Source organism: Enterobacter ludwigii (assembly GCA_023023105.1).
Taxonomy (GTDB): domain Bacteria; phylum Pseudomonadota; class Gammaproteobacteria; order Enterobacterales; family Enterobacteriaceae; genus Enterobacter; species Enterobacter adelaidei.
Map to the genome: position 1 here is coordinate 3,221,013 of CP083824.1, position 20,285 is coordinate 3,241,297.

At 55.0% G+C, this 20,285-nt stretch carries 20 protein-coding genes; 2 read left to right on the forward strand and 18 right to left on the reverse strand.

Going from position 1 to position 20,285, the window contains the following annotated elements; all coding sequences use genetic code 11:
• Positions 1 to 16: 16 nt before the first annotated feature.
• The 15 genes from hisP to pdxB form a co-directional block, all read right to left on the reverse strand.
• Complete coding sequence (hisP, locus tag LCD46_15575; GenBank protein UOY69491.1) at positions 17 to 790, reverse strand: histidine ABC transporter ATP-binding protein HisP; 774 nt, start codon at positions 788 to 790, stop codon at positions 17 to 19.
• 8 nt (positions 791 to 798) lie between these two features.
• Positions 799 to 1,515: an ABC transporter permease gene (locus LCD46_15580; protein ID UOY69492.1), complete on the reverse strand. Its 717-nt coding sequence runs from the start codon at positions 1,513 to 1,515 to the stop codon at positions 799 to 801.
• A complete protein-coding gene (locus LCD46_15585; protein ID UOY69493.1) occupies positions 1,512 to 2,198 on the reverse strand; it encodes a histidine ABC transporter permease HisQ in 687 nt (228 codons plus the stop codon). The genes LCD46_15580 and LCD46_15585 overlap by 4 nt, the downstream gene beginning before the upstream one ends.
• 88 nt (positions 2,199 to 2,286) lie before the next feature.
• Positions 2,287 to 3,069 (reverse strand): histidine ABC transporter substrate-binding protein HisJ, encoded by a 783-nt coding sequence (gene hisJ / locus LCD46_15590; GenBank protein ID UOY69494.1) that lies wholly within the window; start codon positions 3,067 to 3,069, stop codon positions 2,287 to 2,289.
• Between the two features lie 226 nt (positions 3,070 to 3,295).
• Positions 3,296 to 4,078: a lysine/arginine/ornithine ABC transporter substrate-binding protein ArgT gene (gene argT, locus LCD46_15595; GenBank protein UOY69495.1), complete on the reverse strand. Its 783-nt coding sequence runs from the start codon at positions 4,076 to 4,078 to the stop codon at positions 3,296 to 3,298.
• A 291-nt stretch (positions 4,079 to 4,369) separates the two neighbouring features.
• A complete protein-coding gene (locus LCD46_15600; protein ID UOY69496.1) occupies positions 4,370 to 4,939 on the reverse strand; it encodes a UbiX family flavin prenyltransferase in 570 nt (189 codons plus the stop codon).
• 89 nt (positions 4,940 to 5,028) lie between these two features.
• Positions 5,029 to 6,546, reverse strand: a complete 1,518-nt coding sequence (gene purF / locus LCD46_15605; protein ID UOY69497.1) for an amidophosphoribosyltransferase — start codon at positions 6,544 to 6,546, stop codon at positions 5,029 to 5,031.
• Between the two features lie 33 nt (positions 6,547 to 6,579).
• Positions 6,580 to 7,068 carry a colicin V production protein gene (gene cvpA, locus LCD46_15610; protein UOY69498.1) on the reverse strand — a complete coding sequence of 163 codons (489 nt, stop codon included), beginning with the start codon at positions 7,066 to 7,068 and terminating at the stop codon, positions 6,580 to 6,582.
• Between the two features lie 165 nt (positions 7,069 to 7,233).
• On the reverse strand, positions 7,234 to 7,932 hold the full coding sequence (gene dedD, locus LCD46_15615; protein ID UOY69499.1) for a cell division protein DedD: 699 nt from the start codon (positions 7,930 to 7,932) through the stop codon (positions 7,234 to 7,236).
• A complete protein-coding gene (gene folC, locus LCD46_15620) occupies positions 7,922 to 9,190 on the reverse strand; it encodes a bifunctional tetrahydrofolate synthase/dihydrofolate synthase (protein UOY69500.1) in 1,269 nt (422 codons plus the stop codon). Before folC ends, dedD begins: the two co-directional genes overlap by 11 nt.
• A gap of 70 nt (positions 9,191 to 9,260) precedes the next feature.
• On the reverse strand, positions 9,261 to 10,166 hold the full coding sequence (gene accD / locus LCD46_15625; protein ID UOY69501.1) for an acetyl-CoA carboxylase, carboxyltransferase subunit beta: 906 nt from the start codon (positions 10,164 to 10,166) through the stop codon (positions 9,261 to 9,263).
• A gap of 154 nt (positions 10,167 to 10,320) precedes the next feature.
• Positions 10,321 to 10,980, reverse strand: a complete 660-nt coding sequence (locus LCD46_15630) for a DedA family protein (GenBank protein ID UOY69502.1) — start codon at positions 10,978 to 10,980, stop codon at positions 10,321 to 10,323.
• 28 nt (positions 10,981 to 11,008) lie between these two features.
• Positions 11,009 to 11,821, reverse strand: a complete 813-nt coding sequence (gene truA / locus LCD46_15635) for a tRNA pseudouridine(38-40) synthase TruA (protein ID UOY69503.1) — start codon at positions 11,819 to 11,821, stop codon at positions 11,009 to 11,011.
• Positions 11,821 to 12,834: an aspartate-semialdehyde dehydrogenase gene (locus LCD46_15640; GenBank protein UOY69504.1), complete on the reverse strand. Its 1,014-nt coding sequence runs from the start codon at positions 12,832 to 12,834 to the stop codon at positions 11,821 to 11,823. The genes truA and LCD46_15640 overlap by 1 nt, the downstream gene beginning before the upstream one ends.
• A 67-nt stretch (positions 12,835 to 12,901) precedes the next feature.
• A complete protein-coding gene (pdxB, locus tag LCD46_15645; protein UOY69505.1) occupies positions 12,902 to 14,038 on the reverse strand; it encodes a 4-phosphoerythronate dehydrogenase PdxB in 1,137 nt (378 codons plus the stop codon).
• A 113-nt stretch (positions 14,039 to 14,151) separates the two neighbouring features.
• Between pdxB and flk the strand changes: the two genes are divergently transcribed.
• On the forward strand, positions 14,152 to 15,156 hold the full coding sequence (gene flk, locus LCD46_15650; protein ID UOY69506.1) for a flagella biosynthesis regulator Flk: 1,005 nt from the start codon (positions 14,152 to 14,154) through the stop codon (positions 15,154 to 15,156).
• Positions 15,157 to 15,198: 42 nt separating this feature from the next.
• On the opposite strand, the gene LCD46_15655 is transcribed toward flk, so the two are convergent.
• The gene (locus LCD46_15655; GenBank protein ID UOY69507.1) at positions 15,199 to 16,377 is read right to left on the reverse strand and encodes an MFS transporter; all 1,179 of its coding nucleotides are present in this window, start codon (positions 16,375 to 16,377) and stop codon (positions 15,199 to 15,201) included.
• A 208-nt stretch (positions 16,378 to 16,585) separates the two neighbouring features.
• Complete coding sequence (gene fabB / locus LCD46_15660; protein ID UOY69508.1) at positions 16,586 to 17,803, reverse strand: beta-ketoacyl-ACP synthase I; 1,218 nt, start codon at positions 17,801 to 17,803, stop codon at positions 16,586 to 16,588.
• A gap of 158 nt (positions 17,804 to 17,961) precedes the next feature.
• On the opposite strand from fabB, the gene mnmC reads away from it, so the two are divergent.
• Positions 17,962 to 19,959 carry a bifunctional tRNA (5-methylaminomethyl-2-thiouridine)(34)-methyltransferase MnmD/FAD-dependent 5-carboxymethylaminomethyl-2-thiouridine(34) oxidoreductase MnmC gene (mnmC, locus tag LCD46_15665; GenBank protein ID UOY69509.1) on the forward strand — a complete coding sequence of 666 codons (1,998 nt, stop codon included), beginning with the start codon at positions 17,962 to 17,964 and terminating at the stop codon, positions 19,957 to 19,959.
• 45 nt (positions 19,960 to 20,004) lie between these two features.
• Here the strand turns inward: mnmC and LCD46_15670 are convergent, their stop codons facing one another.
• The gene (locus LCD46_15670) at positions 20,005 to 20,283 is read right to left on the reverse strand and encodes a YfcL family protein (protein ID UOY69510.1); all 279 of its coding nucleotides are present in this window, start codon (positions 20,281 to 20,283) and stop codon (positions 20,005 to 20,007) included.
• Positions 20,284 to 20,285 lie beyond the last annotated feature (2 nt).

Below are 20,285 nucleotides of genomic sequence, written 5' to 3' on the forward strand. Positions count from 1 at the left end.
AGGGAGAAAGGCAAATCTACTTCAGTGAGCCCTTCAGGAACTGCTGCAAACGCGGGCTTTGCGGATTTGCCAGCACCTCGTCCGGATGCCCCTGCTCTTCTATTTTCCCCTGATGCAGGAAGATAACGTGATTCGAGACGTTACGGGCGAAGCCCATCTCATGGGTGACCACCACCATCGTTTTCCCCTCTTCGGCCAGTTTCTGCATGATGCGCAGCACTTCGCCAACGAGTTCAGGGTCCAGCGCGGAGGTCGGTTCGTCGAACAGCAATACCTCGGGTTCCATCGCCAGCGCGCGGGCGATGGACACACGCTGCTGCTGACCACCGGAGAGATGCACCGGGTATTTCATCTGCTGGCGCTCGTCGATACCCACTTTTGCCAGGTATTTCACCGCGCGCTCGCGGGCTTCCTGCTTGCTCAGGCCCAGCACCTGAATCGGCGCTTCCATCACGTTCTCCAGCACCGTCATATGGCTCCAGAGGTTGAAGTGCTGGAACACCATCGTCAGGCGCGTACGCAGCAGTCGCAGCTGATTCTTATCTGCAACCTTGAGCTGACCGTCTTTGTCACGGACCAGGTTGATATTCTGTCCGCTCACCACAATCGAGCCTTCACTCGGTTTTTCGAGGAAGTTGATGCAGCGCAGGAAGGTACTTTTTCCCGAGCCGGATGAGCCGATAATACTGATCACGTCGCCCGCATTCGCCTGCAGCGACACCCCTTTCAGCACTTCATGTTCGCCGTAGCGTTTGTGCAAATCAATAACGTTTAATTTGTTCTCAGCCATCATCTTTCTCAGTGCGTCGAAGAAGGTTTTATATGCTGCAACCAGCGTTTTTCAGCCTTACGGAACAGGCTAATCAGAACATAAGAGATAATTAAATAGAGCACCGCCGCAATGCCAAACGCGGTAAACGGCTGATAGGTCGCGGAGTTAATATCGCGCGCAATTTTAAGCAGATCCGGCACCGTCGCGGTAAAGGCGAGCGCGGTGGAGTGCAGCATCAAAATCACTTCGTTACTGTACGCCGGTAGCGCGATACGCAGTGCCGACGGCAGAATAATGCAGCGGTAAAGTTTCACTGACGAGAAACCGTACGCGCGCGCCGCCTCGATTTCACCGTAAGGCACGGAACGAATTGCCCCCGCGAAAATCTCGGTGGTATAGGCGCAGGTATTGAGCGTCAACGCCAGCACCGTACAGTTCAGGCCACTGCGGAAGAACGCATTCAGCATCTCAGTGCCTTTTACGATCTCAAGCGTGTACATCCCCGAATAGAACACCAGCAGCTGCACGTACAGCGGTGTGCCGCGAAACACATAGGTAAACAGCCAGATCGGGAACTGGATATATTTATTGTTCGACACGCGGCCAATGGCAAGAAACACCGCCAGAATTCCGCCCATCACCACGGAGGAGATCAGCAGCCAGAGCGTAATCGCCACGCCGGTAAAGCGATAGCCATCTGTCCACAGCAGCGATTTCCAGTATTCCTGAATAATCTCAATCACAGGTCAGCCCTCTTCACACCCACGGAGTAGCGACGCTCGAGCAGAAGCAGCACACCATTGGAGACGGTCGTAAAGACCAGATAAATCACGCCACAGACCACCGCAAAGTAGAACGGCTCCCAGGTGCTCTTGCCCGCCAGCTGAGTCGCTTTAACGACGTCTTCCAGACCGAGCAGCGAGACCAGCGCCGTCGCTTTGAGGATAACCTGCCAGTTGTTACCGATACCCGGAAGCGCATAGCGCATCATGGCCGGGAACATGATTCGGCGAAACGTTTGTGAGGAGGTAAAACCAAATGCGGTTGCCGCCTCAATGTGACCTTTCGGCACGGCCATGTAAGCACCGCGGAAAGTTTCAGTGAAGTAGGCTCCGTAGATAAAACCGAGGGTGATAATACCAGCCACCATCGGGTCAATATCAATTTGTCCCATGCCCATCGCGTCCGTCACGCTGTTCAGCGCAATCTGCAGACCGTAGAAGATAAGCAGCATCAGCACCAGATCGGGAACACCGCGAATGAGCGTGGTATAGCCTTCAAAAATCAACGCCAGTGGTTTGTTAGCTGAAAGCTTCGCACCGGCACCCGCCAGACCTATCAGCACCGCCAGCACCACGGAGCTGATCGCCAGCTCAAGGGTGACAAGCGCGCCCTGTAAAATAACGCCAGAAAATCCGTACAGCATACCGCGAGCCCTGTCGTATCGTGAGTGGTGGAACCGTGTCTTTTCCCCTCCCACTGCGGGAGGGGCCGCACGTTATTTGACGGGGCGATTAGCCGCCGTAAACATTAAAATCAAAGTATTTTTTCGCCAGTTTGTCGTACGTGCCGTCAGCGCGCATTTCGGCAAACGCTTTGTTCAGCGCTTCACGTAATTCGTTGTCTTCTTTACGCAGGCCCATACCGGTGCCCACGCCAAACAACTTCACATCCTTAATGGACGGACCGCCAAACTTGTAATCTTTACCCACCGGCGTCTTCAGGAAGCCTTCGCTCGCCGCGACTTCATCCTGGAATGCCGCATCAATACGGCCTGCCGTCAGGTCAGCATAGATATTTTCCTGGCCCTGATAGGAGACAATTTCAATCCCTTTCGGTGCCCAGTGTTCGTTACCGTAGGTTTCCTGCGTGGTGCCCTGCAGCACGCCGACGCGTTTGCCTTTCAGCGACTCCAGCGTTGGTTGAATGTCAGACGATTTCGCCACCACCAGACGGGAATCAGCCGCGTAGAGTTTGTCCGTGAAGGCAATCTCCTGCTGGCGTTTTTCGGTGATAGAGAGTGAGGACATAATCACGTCGATTTTTTTGGCTTTCAGAGAAGGGATCAACGCGTCCAGTGGGTTTTCAACGTAGGTACATTCTGCTTTGATGCGTTTGCACAGCTCATTGGCCAGATCGATGTCAAAACCAACCAGTTCACCCTTAGAATTCTTTGACTCGAATGGCGCATAGGTAGGATCGGTACCAATACGAATTTTCTGCGGAATGGCTGCGAATGCCGCGGTGGCGCTGGAAAAAGCCAGTACCAGAGATAGTGATAACACGAGTTTTTTCATATCTGTCCTCAACAAACTGTCTTCATACGGGATTTTTACGACGACGGGGTGGTGCTAATGTGCCATCAATCCCCTCTGACAGGCAAAGATTAATGCCCTTCAGCTGGGATTTTTTGCATTATAAATGCGTAAGTATGCACAAAGCGATCCAATACAGTGCAACAAATGCACTGCATTGGGTCAACCGCTCCCGTAACGCACCTTTCTGGTGCGTTACCGTCAGGTGTTATTCACCGTATACGTTGAAGTCGAAGTATTTCTTCGCCAGTTTGTCGTAAGTACCGTCTTTACGCAGCTCTGCGAACGCTTTGTCAAAGGCGGCTTTCAGCTCGGTATCATCCTTACGCAGGCCAATACCGGTACCGTCACCAAAGTACTTTTTGTCCTTCACTGACGGGCCTGCAAACGCGTAGTCTTTACCCGCAGGTTGCTTCAGGAAGCCTTCGCTTGCGGCCACTTCATCCTGGAATGCCGCATCCAGACGACCTGCTGCCAGGTCAGAATAAATCAAATCCTGGTTCTGGTACGCGACGACGTCTACGCCCTTCTCACGCCAGTTTGCATTGGCGTAACCTTCCTGAGTTGACCCCTGAAGCACACCGACATGCTTGCCTTTCAGCGAGTCAATGGTTGGCTTGATAGGGGAACCTTTCTGCGCAATCAGGCGAGAATCCGCAGCGTAGAGCTTGTCAGAGAAGGCAATCTCCTGCTGACGTTTTTCGGTGATGGAGAGAGAAGAGATAATGGCGTCGATTTTCTTGGCTTTCAGCGACGGGATTAACGCGTCAAAGTCGCTGCCCACCCATGTGCATTTCACCGCAATGCGTTTGCACATCTCATTTCCCAGATCGATATCAAACCCCACGAAATCGCCTTTCGCATCTTTGGAAGAGAATGGCGCGTAGGTTGCGTCTGTACCGATACGAACTGTCTGTGGAAGCGCTGCGTAGCTACCTGCTGCCGCACTTAACCCCACGAGCAAAGACAGAGCCAGAACCGTCTTCTTCATACATTTACCCTCAAGTACCGTGATTTTATTATGTATTGTGTTGTGTGTTGTGTTGCAGGCTTCATCTTGCAGGTCTTATGCCACATTGCCGTCTGGTCAAAACTTCGACGTTAAATATGTTAATAAAACGTTGCGATATTGCCTTAATGGTGAAAGATAGCAGGTCTGCCGAACGAACCGGAGAGAGAAAAAGGGAAAAAACGAATTAAATGTCGAGGATATGATCGCCGTTGCATAATTGCCCTGAAACAGGGCAACGACTCTTTTCATGCACTCTGTTTGTGCACAGAATCAGGCCCCTTGCCAGCGGGTGAAGAGGTCTTCAGGCAGGTCGATATCAAACTGATCCAGTACACGGTTAACGGTCTGGTTAATCACATCATCCAGTGAGACAGGACGATGATAAAACGCCGGCACCGGTGGCATGATCACCGCCCCCAACTCGGCGGCCTGCGTCATTAAACGCAGGTGGCCCAGATGCAGCGGCGTTTCCCGCACACAAAGAACCAGAGGGCGGCGCTCTTTCAACACCACATCTGCCGCGCGCGTCACCAGCGTGTCGGTATAGCTGTTCACAATGCCGGAGAGCGTTTTAATAGAACAGGGCAGGATAACCATGCCGGCGGTTTTAAATGAGCCTGAGGAGATGCTGGCGGCGATATCGCGGGCATCGTGAACGACATCTGCCAGTGCCTGAACGTCACGCAGGGAGAGATCGGTTTCCAGAGAGAGAGTCTGCCGCGCCGCCTGACTCATCACCAGATGGGTTTCGACTTCCGCTACGTTACGCAGAACCTGTAACAGCCGTACGCCGTAAATCGCGCCACTGGCACCGCTGAGCCCAACAATGAGTCGTTTCATGATTTTCGCCCTTACTGATTTCAGGGCAGACTGTGCAGGATTTTGCGGGGAGTTGCAAGTGAGGGCGAATACCCTCACTTGCAGAGACATCAACCTTCGTTGTGCATCTCTAAACTTTCGAGATCGTTTTGCAGCTGGACGGCTTTCGCATCGTCGTTGCGCAGCGAATCCAGATAGTCGAGGTACTTCTGGTCAACATCTTTGGTCACGTAGACGCCGTTGAACACGGAGCACTCGAACTGCTGAATCTCTGGGTTCTCAGCACGCACTGCGTCGATGAGATCGTTCAGATCCTGGAAAATCAGGCCGTCGGCACCGATGATCTGGCGAATTTCGTCCACTTCACGACCGTGGGCAATCAGCTCGTTAGCGGTTGGCATATCAATACCATACACGTTCGGGAAGCGAATTTCTGGCGCTGCGGAAGCCAGGTAGACTTTCTTCGCACCCGCTTCGCGCGCCATCTCGATAATCTGCTCTGAGGTAGTGCCACGGACGATGGAGTCATCCACCAGCAGAACGTTTTTGTCGCGGAATTCCGCGCGGTTGGCGTTCAGCTTGCGACGCACGGACTTACGGCGCAACTGCTGGCCCGGCATGATGAAGGTGCGGCCAACGTAGCGGTTCTTCACAAAGCCCTGACGGTACGGCTTATCCAGAATGCGGGCGATTTCCAGGGCGATATCGCAGGAGGTTTCCGGGATAGGAATAACGACGTCGATGTCGAGGTCATCCCACTCGCGGGCAATTTTCTCACCCAGCTTCGTGCCCATGTTTACGCGTGCGCTGTAGACAGAAATCTTGTCGATGAACGAGTCCGGACGCGCGAAGTACACGTATTCGAACAGGCACGGATTACTGACCGGGTTATCTGCACACTGGCGGGTAAACAGCTGACCCTTCTCAGTAATGTAGACCGCTTCACCCGGGGCTACGTTACGCAGGAATTCGAAGCCCAGGGTATCCAGCGCCACGCTCTCAGAGGCAACCATATATTCGGTACGACCATCGCCAAGGTCGCGCTTGCCGAGCACCAGGGGACGAATGCCGTTTGGATCGCGGAAGGCCACCATGCCATGACCGATGATCATCGCCACGCAGGCATATGCGCCGCGGATCTGGCGGTTTGTGGCAGCAATAGCAGCAAAAATGTTGTCTGCTTCCAGCGGGTAGTGACGGAAATTATCCAGCTCGCTGGCGAACACATTGAGCAGGATTTCAGAATCAGAGGTAGTGTTAATGTGGCGACGTTTCTCTTCGAACAGCTTTTTACGCAGCTCGTGCGCGTTGGTCAGGTTGCCGTTATGGGCAAGGGTAATGCCATACGGTGAGTTGACGTAGAAAGGCTGTGCCTCAGAGGCGCTGGAACTGCCAGCAGTAGGATAACGAACGTGACCGATCCCCATATTACCTTGCAGACGCTGCATATGGCGGGCTTCAAACACATCGTTTACCAGGCCATTCGCCTTACGTAAACGGAAGCAGTTGTTTGCATCAATGGTGATGATACCCGCAGCATCCTGCCCACGGTGCTGAAGCACCGTTAACGCGTCATAAATCGACTGGTTTACCGGCATGAAACCGGCGATACCGACAATACCGCACATTCGTCTTTTCCTCGTTAAGCCACATCTCAGGGTTTATGCCCTGGGCAAAAAACTCGACGAGCTTTGCAGATAGTCAAAGAACCATCTGATGATGAAGCTGAACTCTGGAATGAGCTGCGATTTCTGCCAGTCTTCACTTTTGGAGAACCCGGTGAAGGTATCCAGGAAGAACAAGATCGCGGCTACAATCAGTACGCCTCGTAATGCACCGAAACAGATCCCGAGCACCCTGTCCGTTCCTGACAGACCGGTTTTCTCGACCAGCTGACCTATCACGTAATTCACGATAGCGCCGACAATCAGCGTCGCGATAAACAGCACCGCGATAGCGATTCCATTTCGGACCAGTTCATCTTCAAAGCCCGTGAACCAGACAGACAGGTAAGTGTAGTAATGACTGGCAACAAAGAAAGCACAACCCCATGTCACCAGCGATAACGCTTCACGAACAAAGCCACGGATCAGGCTAACCAGACAGGAAAAACCAATCACCGCAATGATGGCGTAATCAATCCAGACCATATGTGTCCCACGATTTAACGCCCTGTCATCCAGTTCGGGGCGAATTCTAACAGAAAAAGAAAACGTTTGCGTAGGGATTTCCTTCCCGCGCGTAAATAAAAAAGGCGCTGAAAAAATGTTCAACGCCGTGGCCTATCGCCTCTCTCTTTCAGGAGCAGGTCGTACTTAGTTAGCGCTGTAGCTCATCACTACACCACTCAGACCGGAGATCTGCTTCAGCTCGCCGAGCGAACCTTTCAGTTTGTCTTTAGACGCCTCTGGCCCCACGAGGATACGGGTAATTTTACCCTGCACCGGCGTGGAAGGTGAAGTGTAAACACGATACCCCGCACTGCGCAGTTTCCCCACCACCTCATTGACTTTATCCGCATTTTTCAGCGCACCAAGCTGCACAACGTAAGCTTTGCCCGTTGGGGCTGCGGCTTCTTGCTGAGCCGGTTTCGCTGGTGGAGCTGTCTCTGAAGCAGCGGCCAGCTGTTCTGCTGTCTTATCGCGCTGTGGTTTCGGCTGTGGTTTGTCGACCGGCTTCGGTTTTTCAACAGGTTTAGGCTGCTCTACCGGCACTGGGTCGATCTCATTGTTGCTTGTTGCCGCCAGACGGGACGGGTCGAGCGACGGTGCTGCAGCATCGCCCGCACGAACCTCTTCTGCCGCACCTTCCGGTGGTTGAGCAGGAAGTGCTTGCGTCGCCGCAGGCAGCATATCCGGCTCATCGCGGTCACCCGGTTTAGGGACCAGCGGAATAGCGGCAAACTCATCCTGATAATGCTTTTTCTGCCCGTCGAGCAGACCCGGGAGGATAATCACCCCGAGCGCGACCAGCACAATGGTTCCTGTTAAACGGTTCTGAAACTTACTCGCCACCGGTTCTCCCCGCGTCCATCACTTCCATGACATGTGCTACGGTGTGGAATGAGCCACACACCAGCACGGTATCTTCTGGTTTAGCATCCGCCATCGCGGCATGCCAGGCCTGGGCCACGCTATTGTAGATTGCGCCTTTGCCAAGATGTTCCATCAGTTGCTCGGCTGTTGCACCACGCGGCCCCTCCAGAGGAGCACAATACCAGCTATCGACCACACTCTCCATGCAGGCCAGCGTCCCGCCGATATCTTTATCATGAAGCATACCGATAACTGCCAGTACGCGCCCGGTTTTTGGTAACGATTTAAGACGTCCGGCAAGATAAGCCGCCGCATGTGGGTTATGAGCCACATCCAGAATGAGACGTGGTGACTCGCTGACGATCTGGAAACGCCCGGGCAGAATCGCGTTCTGTATACCATCGCGGATCGCCTGCTCGCTGACCGCGAGGCCGCTGGCGCGCAGTGCTGCCAGTGCCGTTGCCGCGTTAGGTTGTGGCACCTGCGGCAGAGGCAGGTTGTCCAGCGCGCCCTGTGCATCGCTAAAGCACCAGGCGTTGTCACGCACTTCATACTGCCAGTCAACGCCGCGGCGCAGCAGACGCGCGCCCTTCTCGTTTGCCACGTCAGCGATGGTGTGTGGCATATCCGGCTCGCCGACCACGGCGGGCTTATCTGCGCGGAAAACACCGGCCTTCTCGCGGCCAATGCTTTCACGGTCCGGTCCCAGCCAGTCGGTATGATCCAGCGCGATGCTGGTGACCACCGCCACATCTGCATCCACCATATTGGTGGCATCAAGACGCCCACCCAGTCCGACCTCAAGGATCACCACATCGAGTTGCGCCTGCTTGAACAGCCACAGCGCCGAAAGCGTTCCGTATTCGAAATAGGTTAATGAGATCTCACCGCGCGCGGCTTCAATTTCCGCGAACGAGGTCGTATGTGCCGATTCCGGCAACTCGCTGTTCTGCACGCGAACCCGTTCGGTATAGCGTACCAGGTGTGGAGAGCTGTAAACGCCAACCTTATAACCCGCAGCCATCAGAATGGATTCCAGCGTACGGCAGGTCGTCCCTTTACCGTTGGTGCCCGCGACAGTAAAAACGAAAGGCGCAGGTTTCAGCACATCAAGACGCGCAGCGACCTGGCTTACGCGCTCAAGGCCCATATCAATGGTTTTGCTGTGCAGGTTTTCCAGATAAGAAAGCCACGCGGCCAGGGGCGACGTGGCTTGGGGAATGCTTTTATTTTCCATGATGCCCGGTTGTCATTAACAGTTTAGAAAGCAAAAGGGCAGCGCCAACCGGCCCTGCCCTTTTCAGTTATCAGGCCTCGGGTTCCTGATCCGGTACCACCACGCCTTCGCGCGGCTCATCCGGGTTTGGCGCTGGCAGGTTCATCAGCTTCGCCAGAATGCTCGCCAGCTTCAGGCGCATTTCCGGACGACGGACGATCATGTCGATGGCACCTTTTTCAATGAGGAACTCACTGCGCTGGAAGCCCGGCGGCAGTTTTTCACGCACGGTCTGCTCAATAACGCGAGGACCTGCAAAGCCGATCAGCGCTTTTGGCTCAGCGATGTTCAGATCGCCCAGCATCGCGAAACTAGCGGAGACGCCACCCATGGTTGGGTCGGTCAGCACAGAGATGTAAGGCAGACCACGCTCCTGCATTTTTGCCAGTGCAGCAGAGGTTTTCGCCATCTGCATCAGAGACATCAACGCTTCCTGCATACGCGCACCGCCAGAGGCAGAGAAGCAGATCAGCGGGCAGTTGTCTTCCAGCGCCTGCTCAACGGCACGAACAAAACGCGCACCCACCACTGAACCCATTGAGCCGCCCATAAAGGAGAACTCAAACGCAGCAGCAACAACCGGCATCTCATGCAGGGTGCCCTTCATGACGATCAGCGCGTCTTTCTCGCCGGTCTCTTTCTGTGCAGAGGCCAGACGATCTTTGTATTTTTTGGAATCGCGGAACTTCAGCACGTCTTTTGGCTCAAGCTCGCTACCCAGTTCTACCAGAGAACCTTCGTCCAGCAGGCTATGCAGGCGGTTACGCGCCGACATACGCATGTGGTGGTCACACTTCGGACACACCTCTAGGTTGCGTTCCAGCTCTGCGCGATACAGAACCTGGCCGCAGCTATCACACTTCGTCCATACCCCTTCAGGAATGCTCGCTTTGCGCGTTGGGGTAATGTTGCTTTTAATTCGTTCAATCCAGCTCATTGATAACCTTTCTGCCTGAACCTGGTCGTATGCCAGTTTTGCTATAAGAGGCGAATAATGCCATTTTTGCCTCCAACAGACCATGAATGTTGCACATTAAAACATAACAGCCCGAAACTTTGGATAAAAAAGTGGTCGAACCGCCAGTGTGCATTTACTTCGCTTGTTTCGCCGCCGCACGTTTGTGACGAATAATTTCAATCACGCCCGGCAGTACAGAAAGCACAATAATCGCTACAATCAGTAACTTAAGGTTTTCCTGAACCACCGGAAGATCGCCAAACAGGTAGCCTGCATAGGTAAAGAGCAGAACCCACAGCAGCGCGCCAACCACGTTGTATGCTGCAAAGTGACGATAGGACATATGTCCCATTCCCGCCACAAACGGTGCAAATGTACGCACAATAGGCACAAAACGCGCAAGGATAATGGTTTTGCCACCATGGCGTTCATAAAACGCATGGGTCTTGTCTAAATAGCTACGACGGAAAATTTTCGAGTCCGGATTACTGAAAAGCCGCTCACCAAATACTCGCCCAATCGTATAGTTGACCGCATCACCAATAATGGCGGCAATCACCATCAGCACAACCATCAGATGTACATTCAGATCATTGGTCGGTAACGCTGATAACGCCCCGGCGACGAACAGCAGCGAATCCCCGGGTAAAAACGGGGTGACGACCAGACCGGTTTCACAGAACAGAATGAGGAACAGAATAGCGTAAACCCAGACGCCATATTGCGCGACAAGCTCTGCCAGGTGAACATCAATATGCAGGATGAAATCAATCAAAAAACGAATTACGTCCATATTGTTTAAGCCCTAATTGCACCTTTGTTTAGTCCGCTAAAAATAGCGGGCCCATTGGCGGTTTCGGCAGGTCAAACCGATCCGGATAGTCTACCGAGACCAGATACAACCCCTCCGCTTTCGCCGTGGCTGCCGCAAGCGTTCTGTCCTTCGCTGCCAGCAGTTCAGCAATCCAGCTCTCCGGCTGGTGTCCGGCACCCACTTCCATCAGGCTGCCCACAATATTCCGTACCATATGATGTACAAAGGCATTGGCTTTGATATCCACCACCACATAAGCGCCAAAACGGCTGACGTTTATGTGCATGACATTACGCCACGGCGTGCGGGACTGACACTGCACCGCACGAAACGACGTAAAGTCATTCTCACCAATCAGACATTGCGCCGCACGATGCATACGTTCAGCATCAAGCGGTTCATAAAAATGCGTCACACCCTGGCTTAACACCGCTGGACGAAGACGTTGATTGTAGATGACATAACGGTAGCGACGCGCCGTGGCGCTGAAGCGCGCGTGAAAATCATTCGGCACAGCTTTCACCCAACGAACAGCAATGTCACCAGGTAAATTCGCATTTACACCCAGCGTCCAGGCAGCATCTTTACGCACGGCTGTGGTTTCAAAGTGAACCACCTGCCCCGTGCCATGAACACCCGCGTCCGTACGGCCCGCGCACAGGACGTTAATTGGCTCGTTTGCCACCTGAGAGAGCGCTTTTTCCAGCTTCTCCTGGACGCTGCGCACCTCATTCTGACGCTGCCAGCCATAGTATTTACTGCCATCGTACTCAATACCGAGGGCAATTTTATGAACTGGCTTTTGATCCACGTCTGACATCAGTACAGGTACTCCTGTACCAGTTTTTCAGCGATTTTGACCGCCATCAGCGCACCGCCGAAACGAACGTTGTCAGCAACGGACCAGAACTGCACCTGCTCCGGCATACCGTAGTCGTTACGCACGCAGCCAACGGAAAGATGCGCGCTACCGGTGGCATCGCCCACCTGGGTCGGGAACTCGCTCTCTTCGGAAAGCACAATGTCTTCCCCACGACCAAACGCATCGCGCGCTTCTTCTGCCGCCAGCGGACGCAGCGCTTCAAAACCTACCATCTGCGCGTGACCGTAGAAGACCGGGGACTGCACGACGTTCGCGGAGATCATCAGGCCGTCGTCCTGCAGAATTTTACGAACTTCATCGACGATCCGGCGCTCTTCGCGCACGGAACCCTCTCGATCGGGCAGCAATGGCAGCATGTTGAACGCCAGCTGACGACCAAAGAAATCGTCTTCGTCAATCGGGATACCGTTCAACAACTTCGCGCTCTGACCGGCCAGCGCATCGACGGCCTTTTTGCCATTTGCGGAGGCGGACAGCAGACTGGTGACAGTAATACGCGACAGGCCGCCGTCGTCGATAAGTGGTTTCAGAGCGGTCAGCAGCTGGCTGGTCAGGCTGTTTGGTACCGCGATGATATTGCGATTACGGTAATCAGCCAGCACAAACGGGTTCACGTCCGGCACCACCAGCGGCACATCCGGCTCCATGGAGAACAGACCGCTCAGGTCGATCACCAGGCAGCCCGCGTTGGTCGCCTCTTCAATGTATGCAGCAGTGGCTTCAGCACCCGCGGCGAAAAATGCCAGCTGCGCCTGCGTCCAGTCGAACGCTGCCGCATCCTGAACCATCACGGATTTACTGTTGAAACGCAGATGCTCACCCGCGCTATCGGTACGTGCCAGCGCATAGATATCGCCCACCGGGAACTGACGCTCAGCAAGGGTTTCGAGCAGGGCTTCGCCCACGGCACCCGTGGCACCTAAAATGGCAATGTTCCAGCCTTCAGACATGGTGGTTTACTCCAGAAATAAAAAAGCGTCCCTGTCGGAGTATCCGACAGGGAGCATTAAGAAGACATTAATGCGCCGGGTGATGAACGGCGTTAAAACCCAGTTTATGCAGTAGCGTTGCAGCCTTTGCGTCATCGCAAATCACATACAGAGAGGACCACTCACGGCGCTCAACATAGTTTTTGCGCAGCTTGTCAAACTCACCCGGGATCCCCGCCACCTTACGCAGTAGCGCATCATCGCGGCGCACATCATACACCAAATGCACCAACCTTTTCAGCGTCGCCTGATCGAGCGGACCATGCAGCGTAATGCGGCCAAATTCAGGTGCAGGCAGTAAGGTATCCAGCGCGACCTGCTGCGGATGCCCAATAAAGGCACTGTAGGCTTCGAAGACCTGAGTCGTGCCGCGCGCTTTCCCCTCGAGGGTGTAACCGGCGATATGCGCAGTACCCACGTCCACCTTGTTAAGCAGCTCAACGTTGAGATCCGGCTCTGGCTCCCAGACGTCCAGCACCACGCTGAGGTCTTGTCCATCATTCAGACATGTCAGCAGCGCGGCATTATCCACCACCGGACCGCGGCAGGCATTTATCAGAATAGTGCCAGGTTTCAGACGACGGATCAGGGCTTCGTCGGCAAGATGCAGCGACTTATACGGCCCTTCTTTAAACAATGGCGTGTGGAAAGTGATCACATCGCACTGTTCAACCAGTTCATCCAGCGGGCGGAAATCCCCTTCCTCACCGTTGTCTTTGCGCGGAGGGTCGCACAGCAGAGTACGAATACCCAACGCTTCCAGACGTTTTTGCAGGCGTCCGCCCACATTACCCACACCGACAATCCCTACGGTACGATCCTGCAGCGCAAAACCGTCACGCTCGGCAAGCATCAGCAGGGAGGAAAAAACGTATTCCACTACAGCAATGGCGTTACAGCCCGGCGCGGCGGAAAAACCGATCCCCGCCTGCTTAAGCCATTTGTCATCCACATGATCGGTCCCTGCCGTTGCGGTCCCGACGAACTTAATCGCTTTACCGGCGAGCAACGACTCATTTACTTTGGTCACCGAGCGCACCATCAGCGCATCTGCATCATCCAGTTCGTTAACCGGGATTGGACGACCAGGGACAGCCTTAACGTTACCCAGGCGGCTAAACAGCTCACGGGCATAAGGCATATTTTCATCAACGAGGATTTTCACGTCTGAGTACCTGTTTGAGAGGAAGAAAACCTGCCAAGTGTGCCATAATCTGGCCGCCAGGCATATACGTATGCCTGGTTTACGCTGAGTTTTGACTTTAAGGATTTTTGACGATGCAGCCCATTTCAGGTACGCCGCCACGCCCTCCGGGTGAAGGCCCTGTCACGCCGAACGTTGCCGGTGAACAACCGCTATCCACACAACAGCGCACCGTGCTGGAGCGACTGATCACGCGCCTGATTGCGCTGACGTCACAGCAAAACGCGGAAGTCTGGGCCGGGGTTAAGCATGATTTAGGTGTCCGGAACGATGCACCGCTGCAGTCGCGCCATTTCCCTGCGGCCGAGCAAAATCTGAATCAGCGTATTACCGCCGCACAGCAAAATCACACCACCCGGCAGATTGTCTCACAGCTCACCGAGCTGTTAGGCCAGGGTAATAACCGACAGGCGGTCAGTGATTTCATTCGCCAGCAGTTTGGCCAGACCACCCTGAGTCAGCTGACGCCAGAGCAGTTGAAAACCGTGCTGACGCTACTGCAAACCAATCAGCTGACCATCCCGCAACCGCAACAGCGTCCGTCAACCGAGCGTCCGCTGCTGCCTGCTGAACACAATACACTGAACCAGATGGTGACCAAATTGGCCGCCGCCACCGGCGAGTCAACGAAGCTAATCTGGCAGTCGATGCTGGAGCTTTCCGGCGTGAAAGCGGGCGAGCTGATCCCGGCGAAACAGTTTACCCATCTGGTGACCTGGCTACAGGCCCGTCAGACGCTGAGTGCCCAGAATACCCCTACCCTGCATACGCTCCAGGCGGCACTGAAACAGCCGCTTGAGCCGCATGAGTTTGAGGTGATTCGGGATTACGCCCAGCAGACCTGGCAGGCCACGCCGCAAACGGTACTGACCACCGCGCAGGTGCAGGATTTGCTGAATCAGATCTTTATCCGCCGCGCCGAGCGTGAAGGCGGCGTGCCGGAAGTCAGGGATATTCAGCCGATCTACAACCCGCTGTTTGCACCGGTCGTGGAGACCTTCAGAACGCTGTCTGCCCGTCCGGGGCTGTTGTTTATTGCGCTGATGATTGCGCTGGCGATTTTCTGGCTGGTTGCCTGAGGTTTTGCCCGGTGGCGCTGCGCTTACCGGGCCTACAACGGCTCAAGTCCTGCGAAACGCCACCAGCGTCACAATAATCCCAACCACCGCAGAAACCGCTCCGGCCAGGAACACTGACGGATAGCCAAACGAAGTGGCTAACAGCCCCGCCAGCGGCCCAGTGACACCGTATGAGATATCCTGAAACGCCGCATAGCCGCCCAATGCTGTACCACGCACCTGCGGGGCAACACGCTTCACGACTTCAACGCCGAGCGCCGGGAAGATCAGTGAACAACCGCAACCGGTGAGTGCTGCGCCGATCAGTGCAACAGAAGCGACCGGTGCGTTCCACAGTAGCAACAAGCCAACGGTTTCTATCATCAGCGACGCTACCGCCACTTTCACACCGCCAAAACGATCCGGCATCCAGCCGAACAGCACTCGCATCAGCACAAATGCGCCGCCAAAGGCAGTGAGGGTAAAGCCCGCCATCGCCCAGCCACGACTCATGAAATACAGCGAGACGAACGTACCAATCACCGCAAATCCCACGCCCTGCAGTGCCAGACCAAGACCCGGCTGCCATATTTGACCAACCACGCTCCACAGGGAAGGACGCTCCCCTTTATGGGCAGGTACTTTACGGACCGAACCGTTAAACGCCCACGCCAGGAGCGGTAACAGCATGGTGGTGGCAGCCAGCGCCGCAAATCCAAACTGGCTATTGATCAGCAGTCCAAGCGGTGCGCCCGCGGCCAGCGCGCCGTAGATGGCCATACCGTTCCAGGACATCACTTTTCCGGAACGCGCAGGCCCCACAAGACCCATACCCCAGGTCAGGGTACCGGTCAGCAGCTGGCTTTCACCAAAGCCGAGGATTAAACGGCCCAGCACCAGCAGCGCAAATTTATACGCGGCGTCGACCGGCAGGAGAGCAGCCAGCAGCCACGCACCACCTGCCAGCCCGCAGGCAAACATCCCCTGCAGTGCGGAACGTTTAGCACCGTGCTGATCCGCCAGACGACCGGCGTATCCACGCGTTAATACCGTGGCTAAAAACTGAATGCCCACGGCAATGCCGACCATGGTGTTGCCATAGCCCAGTTCCTGATGAACGAACAGCGGGATCACCGGCAACGGCAGGCCAACGGTCATATAGGTCAGAAATACGGCAAAGGCGATGCGGAACAACGAGACGTTCGCTGAAGGGGTTGTTTCTGTTTGAGTTATTGCAGTCATGCTTTACTCCGAAATGAAGAGTAAGGCGGGGAAATGCCACGCCCCCTCTACCTGATTATCAGGATTAAGGTGCGTTGGTTGACGTTAAACGCTTACGCATTATCGTGAGGATAATGTTGAGTGGTGAAGTTTGCCTGTCAGATCAGCCAGTTGTCAATGCATAATAAAAGGGAGCCTTATGGCTCCCTTTCTGAATCAAACATAAAACTTATGCTTTCAGCTTGCGCATCACCAGCGTGGCGTTGGTGCCGCCGAAACCGAAGCTGTTGGACATGACGGTGGTCAGCGTCGCGTCCATTGGTTTGGTCACGATGTTCAGGCCAGCAGCCTGCTCGTCCATCTCTTCGATGTTGATGCTTGGGGCGATAAAGCCGTTTTCCAGCATCAGCAGAGAGTAGATCGCTTCCTGCACGCCAGCCGCACCCAGAGAGTGTCCGGTCATCGCTTTGGTCGCGGAGATTGCCGGGCTGTTGTCGCCGAAGACTTCACGGATTGCACCCAGCTCTTTCACGTCGCCTACCGGAGTAGAGGTACCGTGGGAGTTCAGGTAGTCGATTGGGGTATCAACACCGTGCATCGCCATCTTCATGCAGCGTACCGCGCCTTCGCCAGATGGCGCAACCATGTCAGCGCCATCAGACGTTGCACCGTAGCCCACGATCTCAGCATAGATGTGCGCGCCACGTGCCAGCGCATGTTCCAGCTCTTCAACCACAACCATACCGCCGCCGCCAGCGATAACGAAACCGTCACGGTGCGCATCATAGGTACGAGATGCTTTATCCGGGGTTTCATTGTACTTGGTGGACAGTGCGCCCATCGCGTCGAATTCACAGGCCATTTCCCAGCCCAGCTCTTCGCCGCCGCCAGCAAATACGATGTCCTGTTTACCCAGCTGGATCTGCTCAACAGCATTACCGATGCAGTGTGCAGACGTCGCACACGCGGAGCTGATGGAGTAGTTCACACCGTGAATTTTGAATGGAGTCGCCAGGCACGCGGAAACCGCGGAACCCATGGCTTTAGTTACCACGTACGGACCTACCGCTTTCAGACCACGCGGGCTGCGCATTGCGTCAGCACCGAATACCTGCGCTTTTGATGAGCCGCCGGAACCGGCAATCAGACCCACGCGCGGGTTGTTCTGATAAACCTCTTCACTCAGGCCGGAATCTTTGATCGCTTCCTGCATGGAGAGATAAGCATAAATAGAGGCATCGTTCATGAAACGAACCACTTTGCGGTCAATCAAACCGGTGGTGTCCAGTTTGACGTTACCCCATACGTGGCTGCGCATACCTGAATCTTTAAACTCTTCAGAGAAAGTGATCCCGGAGCGTCCTTCACGCAGAGATGCCAGGACTTCCTGCTGGTTATTACCGATGCTGGAGACAATGCCCAGGCCAGTAATCACTGCACGTTTCATTCAATACCTCTGTAAGTCGCACTATAGTAAGTTTCGAGTCGCACAATAGCGTACACTTGTACGCCGAACAAGTCCGATCAGCCATTTTCTGCGGAAATTTGCACCGATGGGCTCACATCGTTAAGATCGTGCCACTGCCTGTCAGACGAGTAACTTACGTGAAACAAAATGCTATACAACCCGCCAACCTCGAATTCAACGCTGAGGGTACACCTGTTTCCCGAGATTTTGATGACGTCTATTTTTCTAATGATAACGGACTGGAAGAAACCCGCTATGTTTTCCTCGACGGAAACCAGCTCAGCATTCGCTTCCCTGTACATCCGCGGAATCTGTTCGTGGTCGCCGAGAGCGGCTTCGGTACCGGGCTGAATTTTCTGACCCTCTGGCAGGCGTTCGATCAGTTTCACGCTGCACACCCTGAGGCTACGCTACAAAGATTACATTTCATCAGTTTCGAAAAATTCCCGCTCACGGCGCACGATCTGCGGCTCGCCCATCAGCACTGGCCAGAACTTGCACCGTGGGCAGAGCAGCTTCAGGCGCAGTGGCCGCCTCATATTGGGGGCTGTCACCGTTTACTGTTGGACGGCGGACGCATCACACTGGATCTGTGGCTTGGCGACATCAATGAACTGACCGATAAGCTCGATGATTCGATGAATCAGAAGGTAGATGCATGGTTCCTGGACGGCTTTGCGCCTGCCAAAAACCCGGATATGTGGAGTCAGCATCTGTTCACCGCGATGGCGCGGCTGGCGCGCCCGGGTGCAACGCTCGCTACCTTTACCTCGGCAGGATTTGTCCGCCGGGGGTTGCAGGAAGCGGGCTTTACCATGCAGAAGACCAAAGGTTTTGGCCGCAAGCGCGACATGCTGGTCGGCAGGATGGATCAGACGCTGGACATTCCCGCTCAGGCGCCCTGGTTTGCACGCCGCGCCAGCGCATCGCGCGAAGTGGCGATAGTCGGCGGAGGGATCGCCAGCGCCCTGCTTTCTCTCGCCCTTCTCCACCGGGGCTGGCAGGTGACACTCTACTGTGCTGACGAGACGCCAGCAAGGGGGGCTTCCGGCAACCGTCAGGGGGCGCTCTATCCCCTTTTAAGCGCTCACGATCCCGCACTGAGTCAGTTTTTCCCGGCAGCCTTTATCTTCGCTCGTCATCTGTATGACGCCCTGCCAGTGGCATTCGACCATGACTGGTGCGGCGTGACCCAGCTCGGCTGGGATGAAAAGAGCCAGCAAAAAATCACGCAGATGCTGTCGCTGGATCTGCCTGACGAAATTGCCCGCGCGGTAAGTACGCAAGAGGTGGCAGACACCGCTGGCGTGGACACCGGCTGTGGAGGCATTCAGTATCCGCTCGGCGGCTGGCTGTGCCCGGCGGAACTGACCGCGGCGGTCATTGCTCTGGCACAATCGCGCGGACTGACGGCACATTATGCTCACAAGGTTGAATCGCTGAGCCGCACAGATCGCTGGAATCTCCGTTTTGCCGATGGTAAAGAGGCGAGCCATGCCAGCGTTGTGCTGGCAAACGGGCATCACATCAGCCAGTTTATCCAGACAGAGACGTTGCCGGTTTATCCGGTCGGCGGCCAGGTGAGCCATATCCCGACCGCGCCCGAACTGAGCAAGCTGCGTCAGGTGCTGTGCTATGACGGCTATCTGACGCCGCAAAACCCGTCTAACGGCCATCACTGCATCGGCGCCAGCTACCATCGTGGCGAAATGGATATGCACTACAGCGATGCGGACCAACAGCAAAACCGCCAGCGACTGATTGACTGTTTCCCGGATGCTGCGTGGGCGAAAGAGGTTGACATCAGCGAGGGGGAAGCGCGCTGCGGCGTGCGCTGCGCCACCCGCGACCATCTGCCTATGGCGGGTAACGTACCGGACTATGAAGCAACACTGGAGGCTTATCAGGATCTTGCGGAAAACAAAGATACTGCAGTGAGTGCACCGGTGTATCCGGACCTGTTTATGCTGGGTGGGCTAGGCTCGCGGGGATTATGTTCAGCGCCATTGCTGGCTGAAGTACTGGCCGCGCAAATGAGCGAAGAGCCGATTCCGCTGGACAGGGTTACGCTTGCAGGGCTTAATCCAAACCGACTGTGGGTACGGAAACTGCTGAAGGGGAAAAAGGTTAAGTAGGCTGTGGTCTGGAGCCCTCTCCCTGCGGGAGAGGGCTGAAAACAATTACTTCGCTTTCGCCTGCTGGAACAAATTGTCCCACATACCCAGCACCAGTGACTGATCGCGCGGAGAGAGTTCTCCTGCCTGAATAGCTTTCTCCAGGCTGCGGGTCACTTCATCATGAACGGCCTCGGCAGTGTGATCGTCCCCGGCCTCCAGCTCAGCAACGGCTAACGTCAGGTGACCACGCAGATAACCGCTGGCGAACAGCTCATCATCACTGGCGTGTTCCACCATGTCATCAATTAACGCCAGAATGCGTGATTCAAATTCTGCGATCATCT